A 17,214-nucleotide genomic window follows, 5' to 3' on the forward strand; every position below is an offset into this window, starting at 1 on the left:
GATGCTCGTCCAGCCCAGCGCCTCCAGTTGCTAGCGAAAGAATCCTATTAGCCAGACCCGCGCAAGCGGGATGAGAAGACCTAGAAATGGCCACTATCCACGTAGACGGCAAAGACTACGAAGTCGATGGGGCGGACAACCTGTTGCAGGCGTGTCTGTCGCTCGGCCTCGATGTCCCCTACTTCTGCTGGCATCCGGCGCTGGGCAGCGTCGGTGCCTGCCGCCAGTGTGCGGTAAAGCAGTACAGCGATGAAAACGATACCCGCGGCCGGCTGGTCATGTCGTGCATGACACCCGCCACCGACAACAGCTGGATCTCCATCAAGGACGAGGAAGCCAAGGCGTTCCGTGCCAGCGTCGTCGAATGGCTGATGATCAACCACCCGCACGACTGCCCGGTGTGCGAAGAAGGCGGTCACTGCCACCTGCAGGACATGACGGTGATGACCGGCCACAACCAGCGCCGTTATCGCTTCTCCAAACGCACCCACCAGAACCAGGAGCTCGGCCCGTTCATCGCCCACGAGATGAACCGCTGCATCGCCTGCTACCGCTGCACCCGCTACTACAAGGACTACGCCGGCGGCACCGACCTGGGCGTATTCGGTGCCCACGACAACCTTTATTTCGGACGCGTCGAGGACGGCGTGCTGGAAAGCGAGTTCTCCGGCAACCTCACCGAGGTCTGCCCGACGGGCGTGTTCACCGACAAGACCCATTCCGAGCGCTACAACCGCAAGTGGGACATGCAGTTCGCGCCGAGCATCTGCCATGGCTGCGCGGCCGGCTGCAACATCAGCCCCGGCGAGCGCTACGGCGAGCTGCGTCGTATCGAGAACCGCTTCAACGGCGAGGTGAACCACTACTTCCTTTGCGATCGTGGCCGTTTCGGCTATGGCTTCGTCAACCGCTCCGACCGCCCCCGCCAACCCCTGCTGGGTACCGACAAGCTCGGCGTCGACGCCGCGCTCGACGCGGCTGCCGGGCTGCTGAAAGGCAAGCGCGTGATCGGCATCGGCTCGCCGCGCGCCAGCCTGGAGAGCAACCATGCACTGCGTGAGCTGGTCGGTGCGGAGCAGTTCTACAGCGGCATGGCCGCCACTGAACTGGACAACATCCGGCTGATCCGCCAACTGATGGAACAGGGCCCGTTACCGGTGCCATCGATGCGCGAGATCGAAAGCCACGATGCGGTGTTCATCCTCGGCGAAGACCTGACCCAGACCGCCGCGCGCCTGGCTCTGGCCGTGCGCCAGGCCGCCAAGGGCAAGGCCACCGAGATCGCCGCCTCGATGAAGATTCAGGACTGGCACATCGCCGCGGTACAGAACGTCGCGCAAGGCGCGCTGCATCCGGTATTCATCGCCAGTGTCGCCGAGACCCGCCTCGATGACATTGCCGAGCAGAGCGTACACGCCGCGCCGGCCGATCTCGCCCGCCTCGGTTTCGCCGTGGCGCATGCCATTGACCCGAGCGCGCCAGCGGTCGAGGGGTTGGAGGCCGAGGGTCGAAAACTGGCGCAGCAGATTGCCGACGCATTGCTCGCGGCCAAACGCCCACTGCTGATCAGCGGCGCCTCGCTGGGCGAGAAAAGCCTGATCGAGGCGGCGGGCAATATCGCCCAGGCACTGAGGAATCGTGAGAAGAACGCCTCGATCAGCCTCGTCGTGCCGGAAGCCAACAGCCTCGGCGTCGCGCTGCTCGGCGGCGAGTCCGCCGATGCCGCGCTGGACGCCTTGATTGCAGGCAGTGCCGACGCCGTGATCGTGCTCGAGAACGATCTGTATCGCCGTGCCAGCCAGGCCAAGGTCGATGCCGCCCTTGCCGCCGCCAAGGCCATCATCGTCGCCGATCACCAGCAGACAGCGACCACGGCCAAGGCTCACCTGATGCTCTCGGCCGCCAGTTTTGCCGAGGCCGATGGCACGCTGGTCAGCCAGGAGGGCCGCGCGCAGCGCTTCTTCCAGGTCTTCGAACCCAGCTACTACGACAGCAAGGTGCTGGTGCGTGAAGGCTGGCGCTGGATGCATGCACTGCACTGCACGCTTCAGAGCAAGGCCGTGGACTGGACCAACCTGGACCAGGTCACCGCAGCCTGCGCCGCCAGCAATCCCCAGCTGGCCGGCATTCTCCATGCCGCACCGCTCTCCTCCTTCCGCATCAAGGGCCTGAAAATGGCGCGTGAACCGCTGCGCTACAGCGGACGCACCGCCATGCGCGCCAACATCAGCGTGCACGAGCCGCGTCAGCCGCAAGACCCGGACTCGCCGTTCGCCTACTCGATGGAGGGCTATTCGGGTAGCGCTGAGGACCGTCAACAGATTCCGTTTGCCTGGTCGCCGGGCTGGAACTCGCCACAGGCCTGGAACAAATTCCAGGATGAAGTGGGTGGCCACCTGCGCGCCGGCGACCCAGGCGTTCGCTTGCTGGACGGCGCACGTCAGGACCTGGCCTGGACAACCGCGCCGCACGCCTTCGCTCCGGCACTCGGCAGCTGGCAGGTCGTGCCGCTGCACCACCTGTTCGGTAGCGAGGAGACCTCGTCACTCGCCGCTCCGATCCAGACCCGCATCCCGCATGCCTATGTCGCCCTGGCCGCCGCCGAAGCCAACCGTGTCGGCGTGGCCGACGGTGAACTGGTGAGTCTGCGTGTCGCTGATCGGCAACTGCGTCTGCCGGTCCGTATCGATGAGTCCTTGGCCCTCGGCCTCGTAGGGCTGCCGGTCGGGCTGGCCGGCGTGCCTGTGTTCAGCGCCGGCGACCTGGCCACAGAACTGGAGGGCGCCCGATGAGCTGGCTGACTCCTGAGGTGATCGACGTGATCATCGCCGTGGTCAAGGCGCTGGTGATCATGCTCGCGGTGGTGGTTTGCGGTGCGCTGCTCAGCTTCGTCGAACGGCGCCTGCTGGGCTGGTGGCAGGACCGCTACGGCCCCAACCGCGTCGGGCCTTTCGGCATGTTCCAGCTCGCCGCGGACATGCTGAAGATGTTCTTCAAGGAAGACTGGAACCCGCCGTTTTCCGACCGTCTGATCTTTACCCTGGCGCCGGTGGTGGCGATGAGTTCGCTGCTGATCGCCTTCGCCATCGTGCCGATAACGCCGACCTGGGGCGTGGCGGACCTGAACATCGGGCTCCTGTTCTTCTTCGCCATGGCCGGCCTCACCGTTTATGCCGTGCTCTTCGCCGGTTGGGCAAGCAACAACAAGTTCGCCCTGCTCGGCGCCCTGCGCGCTTCGGCACAAACGGTGTCCTACGAGGTGTTTCTGGGACTCTCGCTGATGGGCATCGTTGCCCAGGTCGGCTCGTTCAACATGCGCGACATCGTCGAGTATCAGCAGCAGCACCTGTGGTTCATCATTCCGCAGTTCCTCGGTTTCTGTACCTTCTTCATCGCTGGCGTCGCGGTCACTCACCGCCATCCATTCGACCAGCCGGAAGCCGAGCAGGAGCTGGCCGACGGTTACCACGTCGAGTATGCGGGCATGAAGTGGGGCATGTTCTTCGTCGGTGAGTACATCGGCATCGTGACCATCTCGGCGCTGCTGACCACCCTGTTCTTCGGCGGCTGGCACGGCCCGTTCCTCGACGCCCTGCCCTGGCTGTCCTTCTTCTGGTTCGCCATCAAAACCGGGTTCTTCATCATGCTGTTCGTGCTGCTGCGCGCCTCGCTGCCGCGCCCGCGCTACGACCAGGTGATGGCGTTCGGCTGGAAGTTCTGCCTGCCGCTGACCCTGATCAACCTGCTGGTGACCGGCGCATTCGTGCTGGCCGCGGCCCAGTAAGGAGAGAATTCATGTTCAAGTACATTGGCGCGGTGCTCCACGGCACCTACACCCAGTTACGCAGCCTGGTGATGGTCTTCAGCCACGGCTTTCGCAAGCGCGACACCCTGCAATATCCGGAAGAGCAGGTCTACCTGCCGCCGCGCTATCGCGGGCGCATCGTGCTGACGCGCGACCCCGATGGCGAGGAACGCTGCGTGGCCTGCAACCTCTGCGCGGTCGCTTGCCCGGTAGCCTGCATTTCGCTGCAGAAGGCCGAGACCGACGAAGGCCGCTGGTACCCGGAATTCTTCCGCATCAACTTCTCGCGCTGCATCTTCTGCGGCCTGTGCGAAGAAGCCTGCCCGACCAACGCGATCCAGCTCACCCCGGATTTCGAGATGGGCGAGTACAAGCGTCAGGACCTGGTGTACGAGAAGGAAGACCTGCTGATTTCCGGCCCCGGCAAGTATCCCGATTACAACTTCTATCGCGTCTCTGGTCTGGCCATCGCCGGTAAGCCCAAGGGCGCCGCGCAGAACGAGGCGGAGCCGATCAACGTCAAGGGGTTGTTGCCATGACGGCTTTCGATGAAAAGCGCTGGCCAATGGCATTAGGCATCCGTGGCAGCGGTCCTGACTGCGAAACGCGTCCTGAAAGCTCGCGGTCGAGACCGCGCCCACAGGGTCTGGGCACGGCTGTTTCGTTCAGCCTCCAGCCAGCAGCCTTCCAGCGTTCCAGGAGCTTCTGATGGAATTCGCCTTCTACTTTTCCGCCGGCGTGGCGGTGGTCGCCACGCTGAGGGTCATCACCGGTAGCAATCCGGTGCACGCCCTGCTCTACCTGATCACCTCGCTGCTGGCGGTGTCGATGTGCTTCTTCAGCCTCGGCGCGCCCTTTGCTGGCGCACTCGAAGTGATCGTCTATGCCGGCGCCATCATGGTGCTCTTCGTGTTCGTGGTGATGATGCTCAACCTGGGTCGCAACACCGTCAGCCAGGAACGCGGCTGGATGGCGCCCCGCGTCTGGCTCGGCCCGTCGCTGTTGGCCGCCATCCTGCTGGCTCAGCTGCTCTGGGCGCTCTTTTCAGCCTCCGAGTACTCGCCGGCCGGGCTCACCACCGTGGGGCCCAAGGAAGTCGGCATCGCCCTCTTCGGACCTTACCTGTTGGCCGTCGAGCTGGCTTCCATGCTGCTGCTGGCGGCGCTGGTCGCGGCTTTCCACCTCGGCCGCCACGAGGCGAAGGAGTAACGCCATGCATTCGATTCCGATGGAACACGGCCTGGCCGTTGCCGCCGTGCTGTTCTGCCTGGGACTGGTTGGCCTGATGGTACGGCGCAACATCCTGTTCATGCTGATGAGCCTGGAGGTGATGATGAACGCCACCGGTCTGGCGTTCGTCGTGGCCGGCAGCCGCTGGGGGCAACCCGACGGTCAGATCATGTTCATCCTGGTGATCACCCTGGCTGCCGCCGAGGCCGCGATCGGCCTGGCGATCCTGCTGCAGCTGTACCGCCGCTTCAACACCCTCGATGTCGACGCTGCAAGCGAGATGCGCGGATGAACCTACTATTCCTGACCTTCGTTTTTCCGCTGCTTGGCTACTTCCTGCTGGCCTTTACTCGTGGACGGATGTCCGAAACGCTCGCCGCGATAATCGGTGTTGGCTCGGTCGGCCTGTCCGCGCTGATTGCGGCCCTGTGTATCTGGCAGTTCAACACCGCACCGCCCGCCGGTGGCGTCTTTACCCAGCACCTCTGGCAGTGGCTGGACGTCGCGGGCTTCAGCGTCGCCTTCGGCCTGCACCTGGATGGCCTGTCGCTGACGATGCTCGGCGTGGTCACCGGGGTGGGCTTTCTCATCCACCTGTTCGCCAGCTGGTACCTGCGGGGTGAGGAAGGCTATTCGCGCTTTTTCGCCTACACCAACCTGTTCATCTTCAGCATGTTGCTGCTGGTGCTGGGCGACAACCTGCTGCTGCTGTACTTCGGCTGGGAAGGCGTCGGGCTGTGCTCCTACCTGCTGATCGGCTTCTATTTCAAGGAGCGCAAGAACGGCAATGCCGCACTCAAGGCCTTCATCGTGACCCGCGTCGGTGACGTGCTGATGGCCTTCGGTCTGTTCATCCTCTTCGTTCAGCTCGGGACGCTGGATATCCAGCAGCTGCTGGTGCTCGCGCCGCAGCAATTTGCCAGCGGCGACCTCTGGATCACCTTGGCGACCTTGGCGCTGCTGGGCGGGGCGGTGGGCAAATCGGCGCAACTGCCATTGCAGACCTGGCTGGCCGACGCCATGGCCGGCCCGACACCGGTATCCGCACTGATCCACGCGGCGACCATGGTCACCGCGGGTGTCTACCTGATCGCCCGTACCCACGGACTGTTCCTGCTCGCGCCGGATGTGCACGAACTAGTCGGCATCGTCGGCGGTGTGACGCTACTACTGGCGGGCTTCGCCGCGCTGGTGCAGACCGACATCAAGCGCATCCTCGCCTATTCGACGATGAGCCAGATCGGCTACATGTTCCTGGCGCTCGGCGTTGGCGCCTGGGATGCGGCGATTTTCCACCTGATGACCCACGCTTTCTTCAAGGCGCTGCTGTTCCTCGCCGCCGGCTCGGTCATCCATGCCTGCCATCACGAGCAAAATATTTTCAAGATGGGTGGTCTGTGGCGGAGGCTGCCGCTGGCCTACGCGAGCTTCATCGTTGGCGGCTCGGCCCTGGCGGCGTTGCCACTGATCACGGCCGGTTTCTATTCCAAGGACGAGATCCTCTGGGAGGCCTTCGCCAGCGGGCACAGCGGGTTGCTCTACGCCGGTCTGGCGGGCGCCTTCCTGACCTCGCTGTACACCTTCCGCCTGATCTTCATCGCCTTCCACGGCGAGGCTAAAACCGAGGCCCATGCCGGACGGGGCATCGCCCACAGCCTGCCGCTGATGGTGCTGATCCTGTTGTCGACGTTCGTCGGCGCGTTGATTGTGCCGCCGCTGGCCGGTGTCCTGCCAGAAAGCGTCGGCCATGCCGGCGGAGAAGCCAAGCACAGCCTGGAGATCGCTTCGGGCGCCATTGCCCTGGCCGGCATCCTCCTTGCCGCCATGCTGTTCCTCGGCAAGCGTGGCCTGGTCACCAGCCTGGCGCAGAGCGCACCCGGTCGCTTCCTGACGGCTTGGTGGTATGCCGCCTGGGGCTTCGACTGGCTCTACGACAAGCTCTTCGTGCAGCCCTATCTGTGGCTGACGCGCCTGCTCGCGCGCGATCCTGTCGATGCCACCATCGGCGTGATCCCGCGTACCGCCCGTGGCAGCCATGCCCTGTTGAGCCGCAGCGAAACCGGCCAGTTGCGCTGGTACGCCCTGTCCATCGTTGGCGGAGCCGTGCTGTTGCTCGGCGTCGTTCTGCTCTGAATCTGCGCAAGGACTCCAACCCGTGATTCTGCCCTGGTTAATCCTGATTCCCTTCATCGGCGGCCTGCTCTGCTGGCTCGTCGAACAGTTCGACAAAAGCCTGCCGCGCTGGATCGCCCTGCTCACCATGGGCCTGCTGCTCGCCATCGGCCTCTGGCTATGGGCGACCGGCGACTACCAGCTGGCGCCAGCCCCTGGCGCCGAGGCTAATTGGGCCCTGCAATTCAAGCACGTCTGGATCGAGCGCTTCGGCATCAACCTGCACCTCGCGCTCGATGGCCTGTCGCTGCTGATGGTCATACTGACCGGACTGCTCGGCGTGCTTTCGGTCCTCTGTTCCTGGAAAGAGATCCAGCGCCACGTCGGCTTCTTCCACCTCAACCTGATGTGGATCCTCGGCGGCGTGGTCGGGGTCTTCCTCGCGCTCGACCTGTTCCTGTTCTTCTTTTTCTGGGAAATGATGCTGGTGCCGATGTATTTCCTCATCGCGCTCTGGGGTCACAGTGCCGAAGGCAAGCGTTCGCGGATCAATGCCGCGACCAAGTTCTTCATCTACACCCAGGCCAGCGGCCTGATCATGCTGGTGGCGATCCTTGGTCTGGTCCTGGTCAATTACCACAACACCGGCACCCTGACCTTCGACTACGAGCTGCTGCTCAAGGCCGAGCTGGCGCCGGGCCTCGAGTACCTGCTGATGCTGGGCTTCTTCATCGCCTTTGCCGTGAAGTTTCCCATCGTACCGTTCCATTCCTGGTTACCCGACGCCCATGCCCAGGCGCCGACCGCGGGCTCCGTCGACCTGGCGGGCATCCTGCTGAAGACGGCCGCCTACGGCATGATTCGCTTCGCCCTCCCGCTGTTTCCTGAAGCATCGATGGACTTCGCACCGATCGCCATGGGACTGGGTTTGCTGGGCATCTTCTACGGCGCCCTGCTGTCGTTCGGGCAGACCGACATCAAGCGGCTGATCGCCTATTCCAGCGTCTCGCACATGGGCTTCGTGCTGATCGGGATCTACTCGGGTAGCCAGCTCGCCTTGCAGGGCGCGGTGGTGCTGATGATCGCCCATGGCCTCTCGGCGGCTGCTCTGTTCATTCTCAGCGGTCAACTCTATGAACGCCTGCATACCCGCGACATGCGCGAAATGGGCGGGCTCTGGTCGCGCCTGCCGTGGCTCCCGCCGCTAAGCCTGTTCTTCGCCGCCGCCTCGCTGGGCCTGCCCGGTACCGGCAACTTCATCGGTGAGTTCGTGGTGCTGTTCGGCGCCTTTGCCGAGTCGCCCTGGGTCGTGGTGATCGCGACCTTCGGCCTGGTGCTCTCTTCGGTTTATTCGTTGGCGATGATCCACCGGGCCTATTTCGGCCCGTCCCGTGGCGAAGGGATGCTACCGGGCCTGGATGGGCGCGAGGTGTCCATGGTGCTGGTGCTGGCGTTGCTGCTGGTGCTGCTCGGTGTGTTCCCGCAGCGCGTATTCGACACCTCGCACGCGACCATCAGCGGCGTGCAGCAGTGGCTCGATGCTGCTTTCTCCCCAACCGTTTCGGCCCGGTAGTAACTGTTATGCAATTGACTCAGCAATACATCATCGCCCTGCTACCTCTGCTGATCACCGGTGCCACCGCCATTGCGGTCATGCTGACGATTGCCTGGCGGCGCCACTACGGCCTCACCTTCGTCGTCACCTCCGCCGGCCTGACGCTTGCGTTGCTGTCGATCCTGCCCGCCCTGCACGTGGCCCCACTGAACGTAACGCCAATGTTGCGGCTGGATGCCTTCGCCTACTTCTATTCGGCACTCGTACTGGTCGCCACCCTGGCCTGCGTGACGCTGGCGCACGCCTACCTCGGCGAAGCCGATTCGGACGGCTTTCCGGGCAACCGCGAGGAGCTGTTCCTGCTGATGTCGCTGGCCGCCGCCGGCGGATTGGTGCTGGTCAGTACGCAGCACCTGGCGGGGCTCTTCATCGGCCTGGAGTTGCTCTCGGTACCGGTCTACGGGCTGGTGGCCTACGCCTTCTTCAACAAGCGCTCGCTGGAAGCCGGGATCAAGTACATGGTGCTGTCCGGCGCCGGCAGCGCCTTCATGCTGTTCGGCATGGCGCTGCTCTATGCCGAGTCAGGCAGCCTCGATTTCACCGGTATCGGCGCCAGCCTGGCGGCACAGGGGTCATCGCTTCTGGTCCACGCCGGGATCGGCATGCTGCTGGTTGGCCTGGGCTTCAAGCTGTCGCTTGCGCCGTTCCATCTCTGGACGCCCGATGTCTACGAGGGCGCGCCGGCACCGGTCGCGGCCTTTCTGGCGACAGCCAGCAAGGTCGCGGTGTTCGCGGTACTGCTGCGCCTGTATCAGCTGTCGCCCGCCACCAGCGGGGGCTGGCTGAACGATGCGCTAAGCCTGATCGCCATCGCGTCGATCCTGATCGGCAACCTGTTGGCGCTGAACCAGAGCAATATCAAACGCCTGCTGGGTTATTCGTCCATCGCCCACTTCGGCTATTTGCTGGTGGCGTTCATCGCCAGCAAGGGATTGGCCGTCGAAGCCATTGGCGTCTATCTGGTGACCTATCTGCTCACCACCCTCGGTGCATTCGGCGTGGTCAGCCTGATGTCCAGCCCCTACAAGGGACGCGATGCGGACGCGCTGTATGAATACCGCGGGCTGTTCTGGCGCCGCCCTTACCTCACTGCCGTGCTGACCGTGATGATGCTGTCGCTCGCCGGCATCCCGCTGACGGCGGGCTTCGTTGGCAAGTTCTACGTCATTGCATCCGGCGTCGAGTCGCAGCTGTGGTGGCTGCTGGGCGCCCTGATCATCGGCAGCGCTGTGGGCCTGTTCTACTACCTGCGGGTCGTGGTGACACTCTATCTGGTCGAGCCGGGCCTGCGCCGTCACGATGCCCCGTCGAACTGGGGGCAACTGGCCGGCGGGGTCATGCTGCTGGCAATTGCCGTGTTGGCCTTCTTCCTCGGCGTCTACCCGCAGCCGTTGCTGGAACTGGTACAGCATGCCGGGCTGGCAGCGGTATAGGTTGAGTATGGGATGACGGCCTGAGGCGATGAATAGGTTGCGCAAGGCTGCAGTTGCGCAACCGGTGAGGTCGTGAAGCAACGAAAGGCGCCCATGCGTTGCCAGCGCGACACAATGGCGACTCATGGGCCCGACCACTGCAAACCGACCAGCCAGACCACCGCCATCGAAACGGCACGGCTTTTAGCTGTTTCGGATTCGATGCTCCTCTCGCTAGACACGGCCATAGCCGCGCGCTCAAAGGTTTTTGTCCTCATCGATTCGATGGACGACGCATCGCTCGAAAGGCCCACGGCGCCAACAGAGGCCCCTCCCCCATGAGGCACTTCTGTGCTCTACCAGGTGCCAGCCAGTACGCAACGCCGCGCCAACTGCCTCTTTCCTTCCCACATAAAAAACCGCGACCCTGAGGCCGCGGTTTTAGTCGCTACGGGAGCATCACGCCTTTTGCCGCAGCTTCTCCGGCTTGATCAGGAAGCGTGCCAGTGCCGGCAGCAGCCAGATCGCCCCGACCATGTTCCAGAGGAACATGAAGGTCAGCATCAGTCCCATGTCCGCCTGGAATTTGATCGCCGAGAAGACCCAGGTAAACACGCCGATGGCGAGGCAGATACCGGTGAAGATGACCGCCTTACCGGTGGTCTTCAGGGTCTGGTAGTAGGCTTCCTGCAGCGTCAGGCCCTGACGCAGGTAGGACTCCAGACGGCTATAGATGTAGATACCGTAGTCGACGCCGATACCCACACCCAAGGCGATTACTGGCAGCGTCGCGACTTTCACGCCGATTCCCATGAACGCCATCAGCGCGTTGCCGAGGATCGATGTCAGCACCAGCGGCAGGATCACGCAGAGCGTGGCGGCTACTGAGCGGAAGGTCAGCAGGCACATGAAGCTCACGGCGGCATAGACCGCGATCAGCATGGTCGTTTCGGACGCGGCGATGACTTCGTTGGTGGCCGCCTCGATACCGGCGTTACCGGCCGCCAGGACGAACTCCAGCCCCTCGCGGTTGTTTTCCTCGGCGAAATCGCGCGCCACGGCCACCACGTGTTCCAGCGTCTCTGCCTTGTGGTCGTTGAGGAACACCAGCACCGGCGCCAGCGAGCAATCGCTGTTGTACATGCCTTCGGCACGGGCGATAGAGCTGTTGAGCACGAACTGGTTACGCGACAGTGTTTCCCATTTCAGGCTGCCCTCGTTCATGCCTTTGATGCTCTGCCGCGCGACGGTCACCATCGAGACGGTCGACTGCACGCCCTCGGTGTTTTCCATCCGCCACATCAGCTCGTCCATCGCTGCCAGCGTGTCGTAATGAGCACAGCCTTCGGGCGCTGTCTTGACCATCACCACCAGCACGTCGGAACTGGTCGAGTAGTTGCGGATCACGAAATCGTTATCGAGGTTGTAGCGTGAGTCCGGATGCAGCTCCGGGGCGCCCTGATCGAGGTCGCCGATTTTCAGGTTCTGGCCATACCAGAGCCCGCCACCGACCGCCAACAGCGCGATGACGATCGAGACCGACGCGACTGTCGGGCTGGCGAAGTTGGCCAGGGCACGCCAGAACGGATGGTTGCGCGCCGCCTCTTCGCGCGCCTGCTTGACCGCGCGCTGACTGATTCCCAGGTAGGAAATCGCTACCGGCAGCAGGATCAGGTTGGTGAGGATGATCACGGCCACGCCGAGGGACGCACCGATGGCCAGCTCGCGGATGACGCCGATGTCGATCAGCAGGAGGGTGACGAAGCCCACCGCGTCCGACGCCAGCGCGACCATACCGGGGATGAACAGCTGACGGAACGCCAGGCGTGCAGCCGATAGCGGGTCACTGGTCTCCCCCGAGGCCATGGCGATGCCGTTGATTTTCTGCACGCCGTGGGAAATACCGATGGCGAAGACCAGGAACGGCACCAGCATCGAATAGGGGTCGAGACCGAAACCCAGCGTATGCAGCAAGCCCAGCTGCCAGGCGACCGCGATCAGCGTGGTCACCACCACCGCGATGGTGCTCTTGAAGCAGCGGGTGAACCACAGCAACAGCGCCAGGGTGATACCGATGGCGACGAAGAAGAAGAGCGCGACGCCGACCAGACCGTCGATCAAGTCGCCGACCTTCTTGGCGAAGCCGATGATGTGGATCTCCACATTCGGGTTCTGCGCCTCGTACTTGTCGCGAATCTTCTCTTCCAGCTCGTGCGAGAACTTCTGGTAGTCGAGCTTGATCAGCTTGCTGCGATCATCCGGGTCCGAGTAGGACTCCATCAGTGGCACGTCGATGATGCTGGACTTGAAGTCGTTTGCCACCAACCGTCCGATCTGCCCCGACTTGAGAATGTTGCCGCGCAGGTCCTCGAGACTTTCCGGGGAGCCGTCATAGGTCTGCGGAATGACCTCACCACCGGCGAAGCCCTGCTCGGTGACCTCGGTCCAGCGCACGCTGGGGCTCCACAGCGATTTCATGTTGGAGCGGTCGACGCCCTGGATATAGAACACTTCGTCGTGGATCTGACGCAGCGTTTCCATGTACTCCTTCGAGAAGATGTCGCCATCCTTGGCCGCCACGGAAATGCGCACCGTATTGCCCAGGTTGGCCAGATCATCCCGGTGTTGGAGCATGTTCTGAATATAGGGATGGCCCAGCGGGATCATCTTTTCGAAGCTGGTCGAAGGACGAACCTGCGCAGCCTGGTAGAACAGAAAGATGCTGATCAACAGGCAGATCAGGATGACCGCCGGACGATTGTTGAAGATCAGGCGCTCTAGAAAGGACGCCGGCTTCTGCTGATGCTTGGTCATGTTGGCTCCGGCTTATTGTTGTTGTACGGGCAGATTGGCGCCTGTCGGTGAAACGACCCTGACACCGCTCTGCCCGACGAGGACCAGATTGCCGTCCGGGTTGGCGACCACACCCGACAAGGAGCGCCGGTCAGGCCTGCTGAACAGCTTGAAGGTTTGCCCTTGGTCGTCGCTGCTGAGCACCGTGCCGCCGTGGCCGACCACGACAATGCGGCCATCGGGTAGCAAATTGCCGTCAGCCAGACCCGATTCGATCGGGTGGCCGTCATCGAGCAATTCAATGGCTTGCCAGCTGTCACCGAAATCAGTCGAGCGGAACAGGTGGCCACGCAGACCAAACGCCACGACGACGCCGGACGCTCCACCGCCAACGACACCGAAGAACGACCCCTGATAAGGCGACTCGACGCGCTCCCAGGTTTCGCCCATGTCCGCGGAGCGGAACATGCCGCCCATTTCTCCGACGATGAACACGCCCGAGCCGGGGATCTCAGCGATGGCGTTAAGGTGGGTGCCGTCTTCGTTGTCGAGCCGATCGGCCACGTCTTCCCAGTGCTGGCCGCCATCGGTCGTTTCCAGCAGTACGCCATAGGCGCCGGTTGCAAAGCCGTGCTGGGCATTTTCGAACCAGACGTCGAGCAGCGGCACTTCGCCTTCACGGTTTTCGTACTGCTGCGTCCAGGTCTGGCCGCCGTCGCTGGTGGCGAGGATCAGCGCGTCATGGCCAACCGCCCAACCGTGCTTTTCATCAGCAAAGGACACGGCGGTGAGCATCTGCCGAGTCGGCACCTTGGCCTGAACCCAGCTGGCACCGCCGTCGTCGGAATACAGGATGTGGCCGCGGTCACCTACCGCAACCAGCCGCTCGCCGGCGTAGGCGACATCGAGAAGCAACGTCGAAGCCGCTTTTTGCGACTCGATCGCATAACGCACCCCAGCCTCGGAAGCGTTTTGCGCCTGCGCCTGAGCGTTTGCAAGAAACAGAATGGAGAGAACACTGCAGAGCGAGAGCGTTCTGGCCAGCGGCGATCGACTGCTGAACATTGACGTGCGGGTCGTCTTTTCCGCGCGACCAACTGGTGTGCGCCACGTGACGGGCTCACTCATACATACCCCCTTTATTCTTATTAGGTAGGGCCTGCGCATGGAGACAGGCGAAGCCATGCTATAGGGCTTTCGAAACTGCGGGCAATTGCCTGGACGTTATGTTTTGTTAAGCATGGCTGATTGATATTGCATGATAGGCGAGCCTTATGGCACGGGGGCTCGGCGCGATTATTCAGGCCGTCGCCACGGCGCATGCAGCCATCGCAGGAAAGCAAAATCCCGCGGCGGCGCGCGGGATTTCGGGGTATTGCGTCAGTCGCGTCTGGCGAACGTATCCATCAGGCGAGGCTTTTGCTGACCACCTCATAGACGTCGCTGGAGAGCTCGCCGGATGCCAGGATCCGCTCAAGTTCGGTTTTCATCAGGCCCTGACGGCCAGCATCGTATTTGCGCCAGCGGGTCAGCGGCGCCAGCAGGCGCGAAGCGATCTGCGGGTTGAGCTTGTTCAGCACGATGACCTGGTCGGCAAGGAAGCGATAGCCGGCGCCATCGGCCCGGTGGAAGTTGACCAGGTTCTGGTTGGCGAAGGCACCGATCAAGGCACGGACCTTGTTCGGGTTCTTCAACGTGAACGCCGGATGCTGCATCAGGTGCTGGACCCGCTCCAGGCCTCCCGGTTGCGTGTTGCCGGCCTGGACGCTGAACCACTGATCCATGACCAGCGGATTGTCCTTGAAGTGCTCGGCGAACGCCTCGAGCGCCTGCTTGCGCTCGGCTTCGAACTCGGAATTGACCAGCACGGCCAATGCCGTCAGGCGCTCGGTCATGTTGTCGGCCTGATCGAACTGCTCGACACACGCCGCCAACACGTCGGGCTTGCCGCTGAGCATCAGGTAGGACAGCGCGATGTTCTGCAACGCGCGGCGGGCAAAATGGCTGGCTTCGGCGACATAAGGCGTCCGTCGCGACACGTCGCGGTTGGCCTGATAGCGCGCCCAGAGTTGATCGAACAAGGCGGTGGCAATGCCATGCCGAGCGAAGTCGCGCGCTGCATGGATGGCGTCTACGTCCGCCACGTCGCTGATCTCGGTGAGGTAGGCCTCGCTGGGAAGAGACAGCATCTCGGCGACCATCGCCTGATCCAGGCTGTCGTCCTCCAGCAGGCTGCGCAGCGCCGCGACCAGACGCTGATCGAGCTGCAGTGCCTCGCCACGCTGATGCTGGCCAATCATGTCCTGCAGCACCTGAACCGACAGTTGCTGGCCCGCTTCCCAGCGGTTGAAGCCGTCGGAATCGTGTTGCATCAGGAACATCAGCTGATCGCGGCTGTACGGGAAGTCCAGCTTCACCGGTGCGGAGAATCCGCGTAGCAGCGACGGCAGCGGCTGCTCTGGGACGTCGACGAAGGTGAACGTCTGCTCGGGCTGATCGACCGCCAGCACGCGAGTCGTACCCACCGCCGCCTCTTCACCTTGCAGGCGCAGCGGGATTTCGTTGCCCTGCCCGTCCAGCAGACCCAGCGAAACCGGGATCACGAAGGCCAGCTTCTCGCTCTGCCCGGGTGTCGGCGGGCAGCTCTGGCGGAACGTCAGGCTGTAGGTATTTGCAGCAGCGTCATATTGCTCACTGGCAGCCAGCCGCGGTGTACCGGCCTGGCTGTACCAGCGCTTGAACTGGGTCAGATCGGCACCGTTGGCATCTTCCATCGCTTTGACGAAGTCATCGACCGTCACCGCCTGGCCGTCATGCCGCTCGAAATACAGGTCGCTGCCCTTGCGGAAGCCCTCCTCGCCCAGCAGCGTCTGGATCATCCGCACCACCTCGGCGCCCTTCTCATAGACGGTCAGGGTGTAGAAGTTGGAGATCTCGATGAAGGATTCCGGGCGCACCGAGTGGGCCATGGGGCCGGCATCTTCGGCGAACTGGTGGGTGCGCAGGTAAGAAACGTCTTCGACGCGCTTGACCGTTGGCGAGTTCATGTCGGCGGAGAACTGCGAGTCGCGGAAGACGGTGAAGCCTTCCTTCAGCGACAGCTGGAACCAGTCGCGACAGGTCACGCGGTTGCCCGACCAGTTATGGAAGTATTCGTGAGCCACGATCGCTTCGACTCGCTGGTGCGCCGCGTCAGTGGCCGTTTCGGCACGTGCCAGCACGGCACTGGAGTTAAAGATGTTGAGGCCCTTGTTTTCCATGGCGCCCATGTTGAAGTCGTTGACCGCGACGATCATGAAGATATCCAGATCGTATTCGCGGCCGTAGACCTCTTCGTCCCACTTCATCGACTTCTTCAGGCTGTCCATGGCGTGCTGGCATTTGTCGATATTTTCCGGCTCGACATAGATGCGCAGCGCCACGTCGCGCCCGCTCATGGTGGTGAAGCTGTCCTCGACACACCAGAGGTCGCCCGCCACCAGGGCAAACAGGTAGGCGGGCTTCTTGAACGGGTCTTCCCAGGTTGCCCAGTGGCGGCCATCGTCCTCTTCGCCGCTGGCGATGGGGTTACCGTTGGATAGCAGGATGGGATAGGCCTGTTTCTCGGCGCTGACCGTGGTGGTGAACTTGCTCATCACATCCGGGCGATCGAGGTAATAGGTGATCTTGCGGAAGCCCTCGGCTTCGCATTGGGTGCAGAACATGCTGCCCGACTTGTACAGGCCTTCTAGCGCGGTGTTGCTCTCGGGGTGGATGACGACCGTGCTGTCGAGGGTGAAGTTCGCTGCATCGGGCTGCAGCGTCAGGCTCTCTTCCGCAACTTCATAGTCACCGAGGCCGAGCTGGCGGTCGTTCAGCGCCAGCGAGATCAGCTCCAGGTCCTGCCCGTGCAGCTGCAGGCGCGGCAGGCCGGCGCCCGCCTCCGGGTTGCGCCGCATCACCAGCTGCGCATGCACCAGGGTGCGATCCTCGTACAGCTCGAAGGTCAGGTGAGTTTCATCGATCAGGTAGTCCGGAACCTGATAATCCTTGAGATGAATGACTTTCGGTTGTTCGGTGCGCATGGAAACCTCGTCGACTGAGCTTCAAGCGGCAAGCTTCAAGCAGGGAATTGAACGATGAATGCCAGCCCGGCCAGCGGGCCGCGGATGAGTTCGAGCTTAGCGTCTGTCGCGACGGACTTGTAGGGCGGAAACGGCTCAGCCTTATTCCACTCGATGGTCCAGGCCGCTCAACTTGAGCCTGTG

General features: G+C 62.9%; 11 protein-coding genes. 8 read left to right on the forward strand and 3 right to left on the reverse strand.

The annotated features are described in order from the left end of the window. Nucleotides 1-86: 86 nt before the first annotated feature. From nuoG to nuoN, 8 genes are all read left to right on the forward strand, one after another. Nucleotides 87-2,792: an NADH-quinone oxidoreductase subunit NuoG gene (gene nuoG, locus KVO92_RS04720; RefSeq protein WP_217474484.1), complete on the forward strand. Its 2,706-nt coding sequence runs from the start codon at nt 87-89 to the stop codon at nt 2,790-2,792. Continuing rightward, nucleotides 2,789-3,784, forward strand: coding sequence for an NADH-quinone oxidoreductase subunit NuoH (nuoH, locus tag KVO92_RS04725; RefSeq protein ID WP_217474485.1), 996 nt, complete (start codon nt 2,789-2,791; stop codon nt 3,782-3,784). Before nuoG ends, nuoH begins: the two co-directional genes overlap by 4 nt. Nucleotides 3,785-3,795: 11 nt before the next feature. Continuing rightward, nucleotides 3,796-4,344 carry an NADH-quinone oxidoreductase subunit NuoI gene (gene nuoI, locus KVO92_RS04730; RefSeq protein WP_217474486.1) on the forward strand — a complete coding sequence of 183 codons (549 nt, stop codon included), beginning with the start codon at nt 3,796-3,798 and terminating at the stop codon, nt 4,342-4,344. Between the two features lie 169 nt (nt 4,345-4,513). Then, nucleotides 4,514-5,014 carry an NADH-quinone oxidoreductase subunit J gene (gene nuoJ / locus KVO92_RS04735; RefSeq protein WP_217474487.1) on the forward strand — a complete coding sequence of 167 codons (501 nt, stop codon included), beginning with the start codon at nt 4,514-4,516 and terminating at the stop codon, nt 5,012-5,014. Between the two features lie 4 nt (nt 5,015-5,018). Next, a complete protein-coding gene (gene nuoK / locus KVO92_RS04740) occupies nt 5,019-5,327 on the forward strand; it encodes an NADH-quinone oxidoreductase subunit NuoK (protein WP_217474488.1) in 309 nt (102 codons plus the stop codon). Beyond that, nucleotides 5,324-7,168 (forward strand): NADH-quinone oxidoreductase subunit L, encoded by a 1,845-nt coding sequence (gene nuoL / locus KVO92_RS04745; protein WP_217474489.1) that lies wholly within the window; start codon nt 5,324-5,326, stop codon nt 7,166-7,168. The genes nuoK and nuoL overlap by 4 nt, the downstream gene beginning before the upstream one ends. A gap of 22 nt (nt 7,169-7,190) precedes the next feature. After that, nucleotides 7,191-8,720 carry an NADH-quinone oxidoreductase subunit M gene (nuoM, locus tag KVO92_RS04750; protein WP_217474490.1) on the forward strand — a complete coding sequence of 510 codons (1,530 nt, stop codon included), beginning with the start codon at nt 7,191-7,193 and terminating at the stop codon, nt 8,718-8,720. 8 nt (nt 8,721-8,728) lie between these two features. After that, the gene (nuoN, locus tag KVO92_RS04755) at nt 8,729-10,195 is read left to right on the forward strand and encodes an NADH-quinone oxidoreductase subunit NuoN (RefSeq protein WP_217474491.1); all 1,467 of its coding nucleotides are present in this window, start codon (nt 8,729-8,731) and stop codon (nt 10,193-10,195) included. 438 nt (nt 10,196-10,633) lie between these two features. Here the strand turns inward: nuoN and KVO92_RS04760 are convergent, their stop codons facing one another. The 3 genes from KVO92_RS04760 to pepN form a co-directional block, all read right to left on the reverse strand. Next, nucleotides 10,634-12,988 (reverse strand): efflux RND transporter permease subunit, encoded by a 2,355-nt coding sequence (locus KVO92_RS04760; RefSeq protein WP_217474492.1) that lies wholly within the window; start codon nt 12,986-12,988, stop codon nt 10,634-10,636. Between the two features lie 12 nt (nt 12,989-13,000). Then, nucleotides 13,001-14,095, reverse strand: a complete 1,095-nt coding sequence (locus tag KVO92_RS04765) for a YCF48-related protein (protein ID WP_217474493.1) — start codon at nt 14,093-14,095, stop codon at nt 13,001-13,003. 278 nt (nt 14,096-14,373) lie between these two features. After that, nucleotides 14,374-17,031 carry an aminopeptidase N gene (gene pepN / locus KVO92_RS04770; RefSeq protein WP_217474494.1) on the reverse strand — a complete coding sequence of 886 codons (2,658 nt, stop codon included), beginning with the start codon at nt 17,029-17,031 and terminating at the stop codon, nt 14,374-14,376. Between the last annotated feature and the right edge of the window lie 183 nt (nt 17,032-17,214).

It is taken from the genome of Stutzerimonas stutzeri (assembly GCF_019090095.1).
In the GTDB taxonomy this organism is placed as follows: domain Bacteria; phylum Pseudomonadota; class Gammaproteobacteria; order Pseudomonadales; family Pseudomonadaceae; genus Stutzerimonas; species Stutzerimonas stutzeri_AN.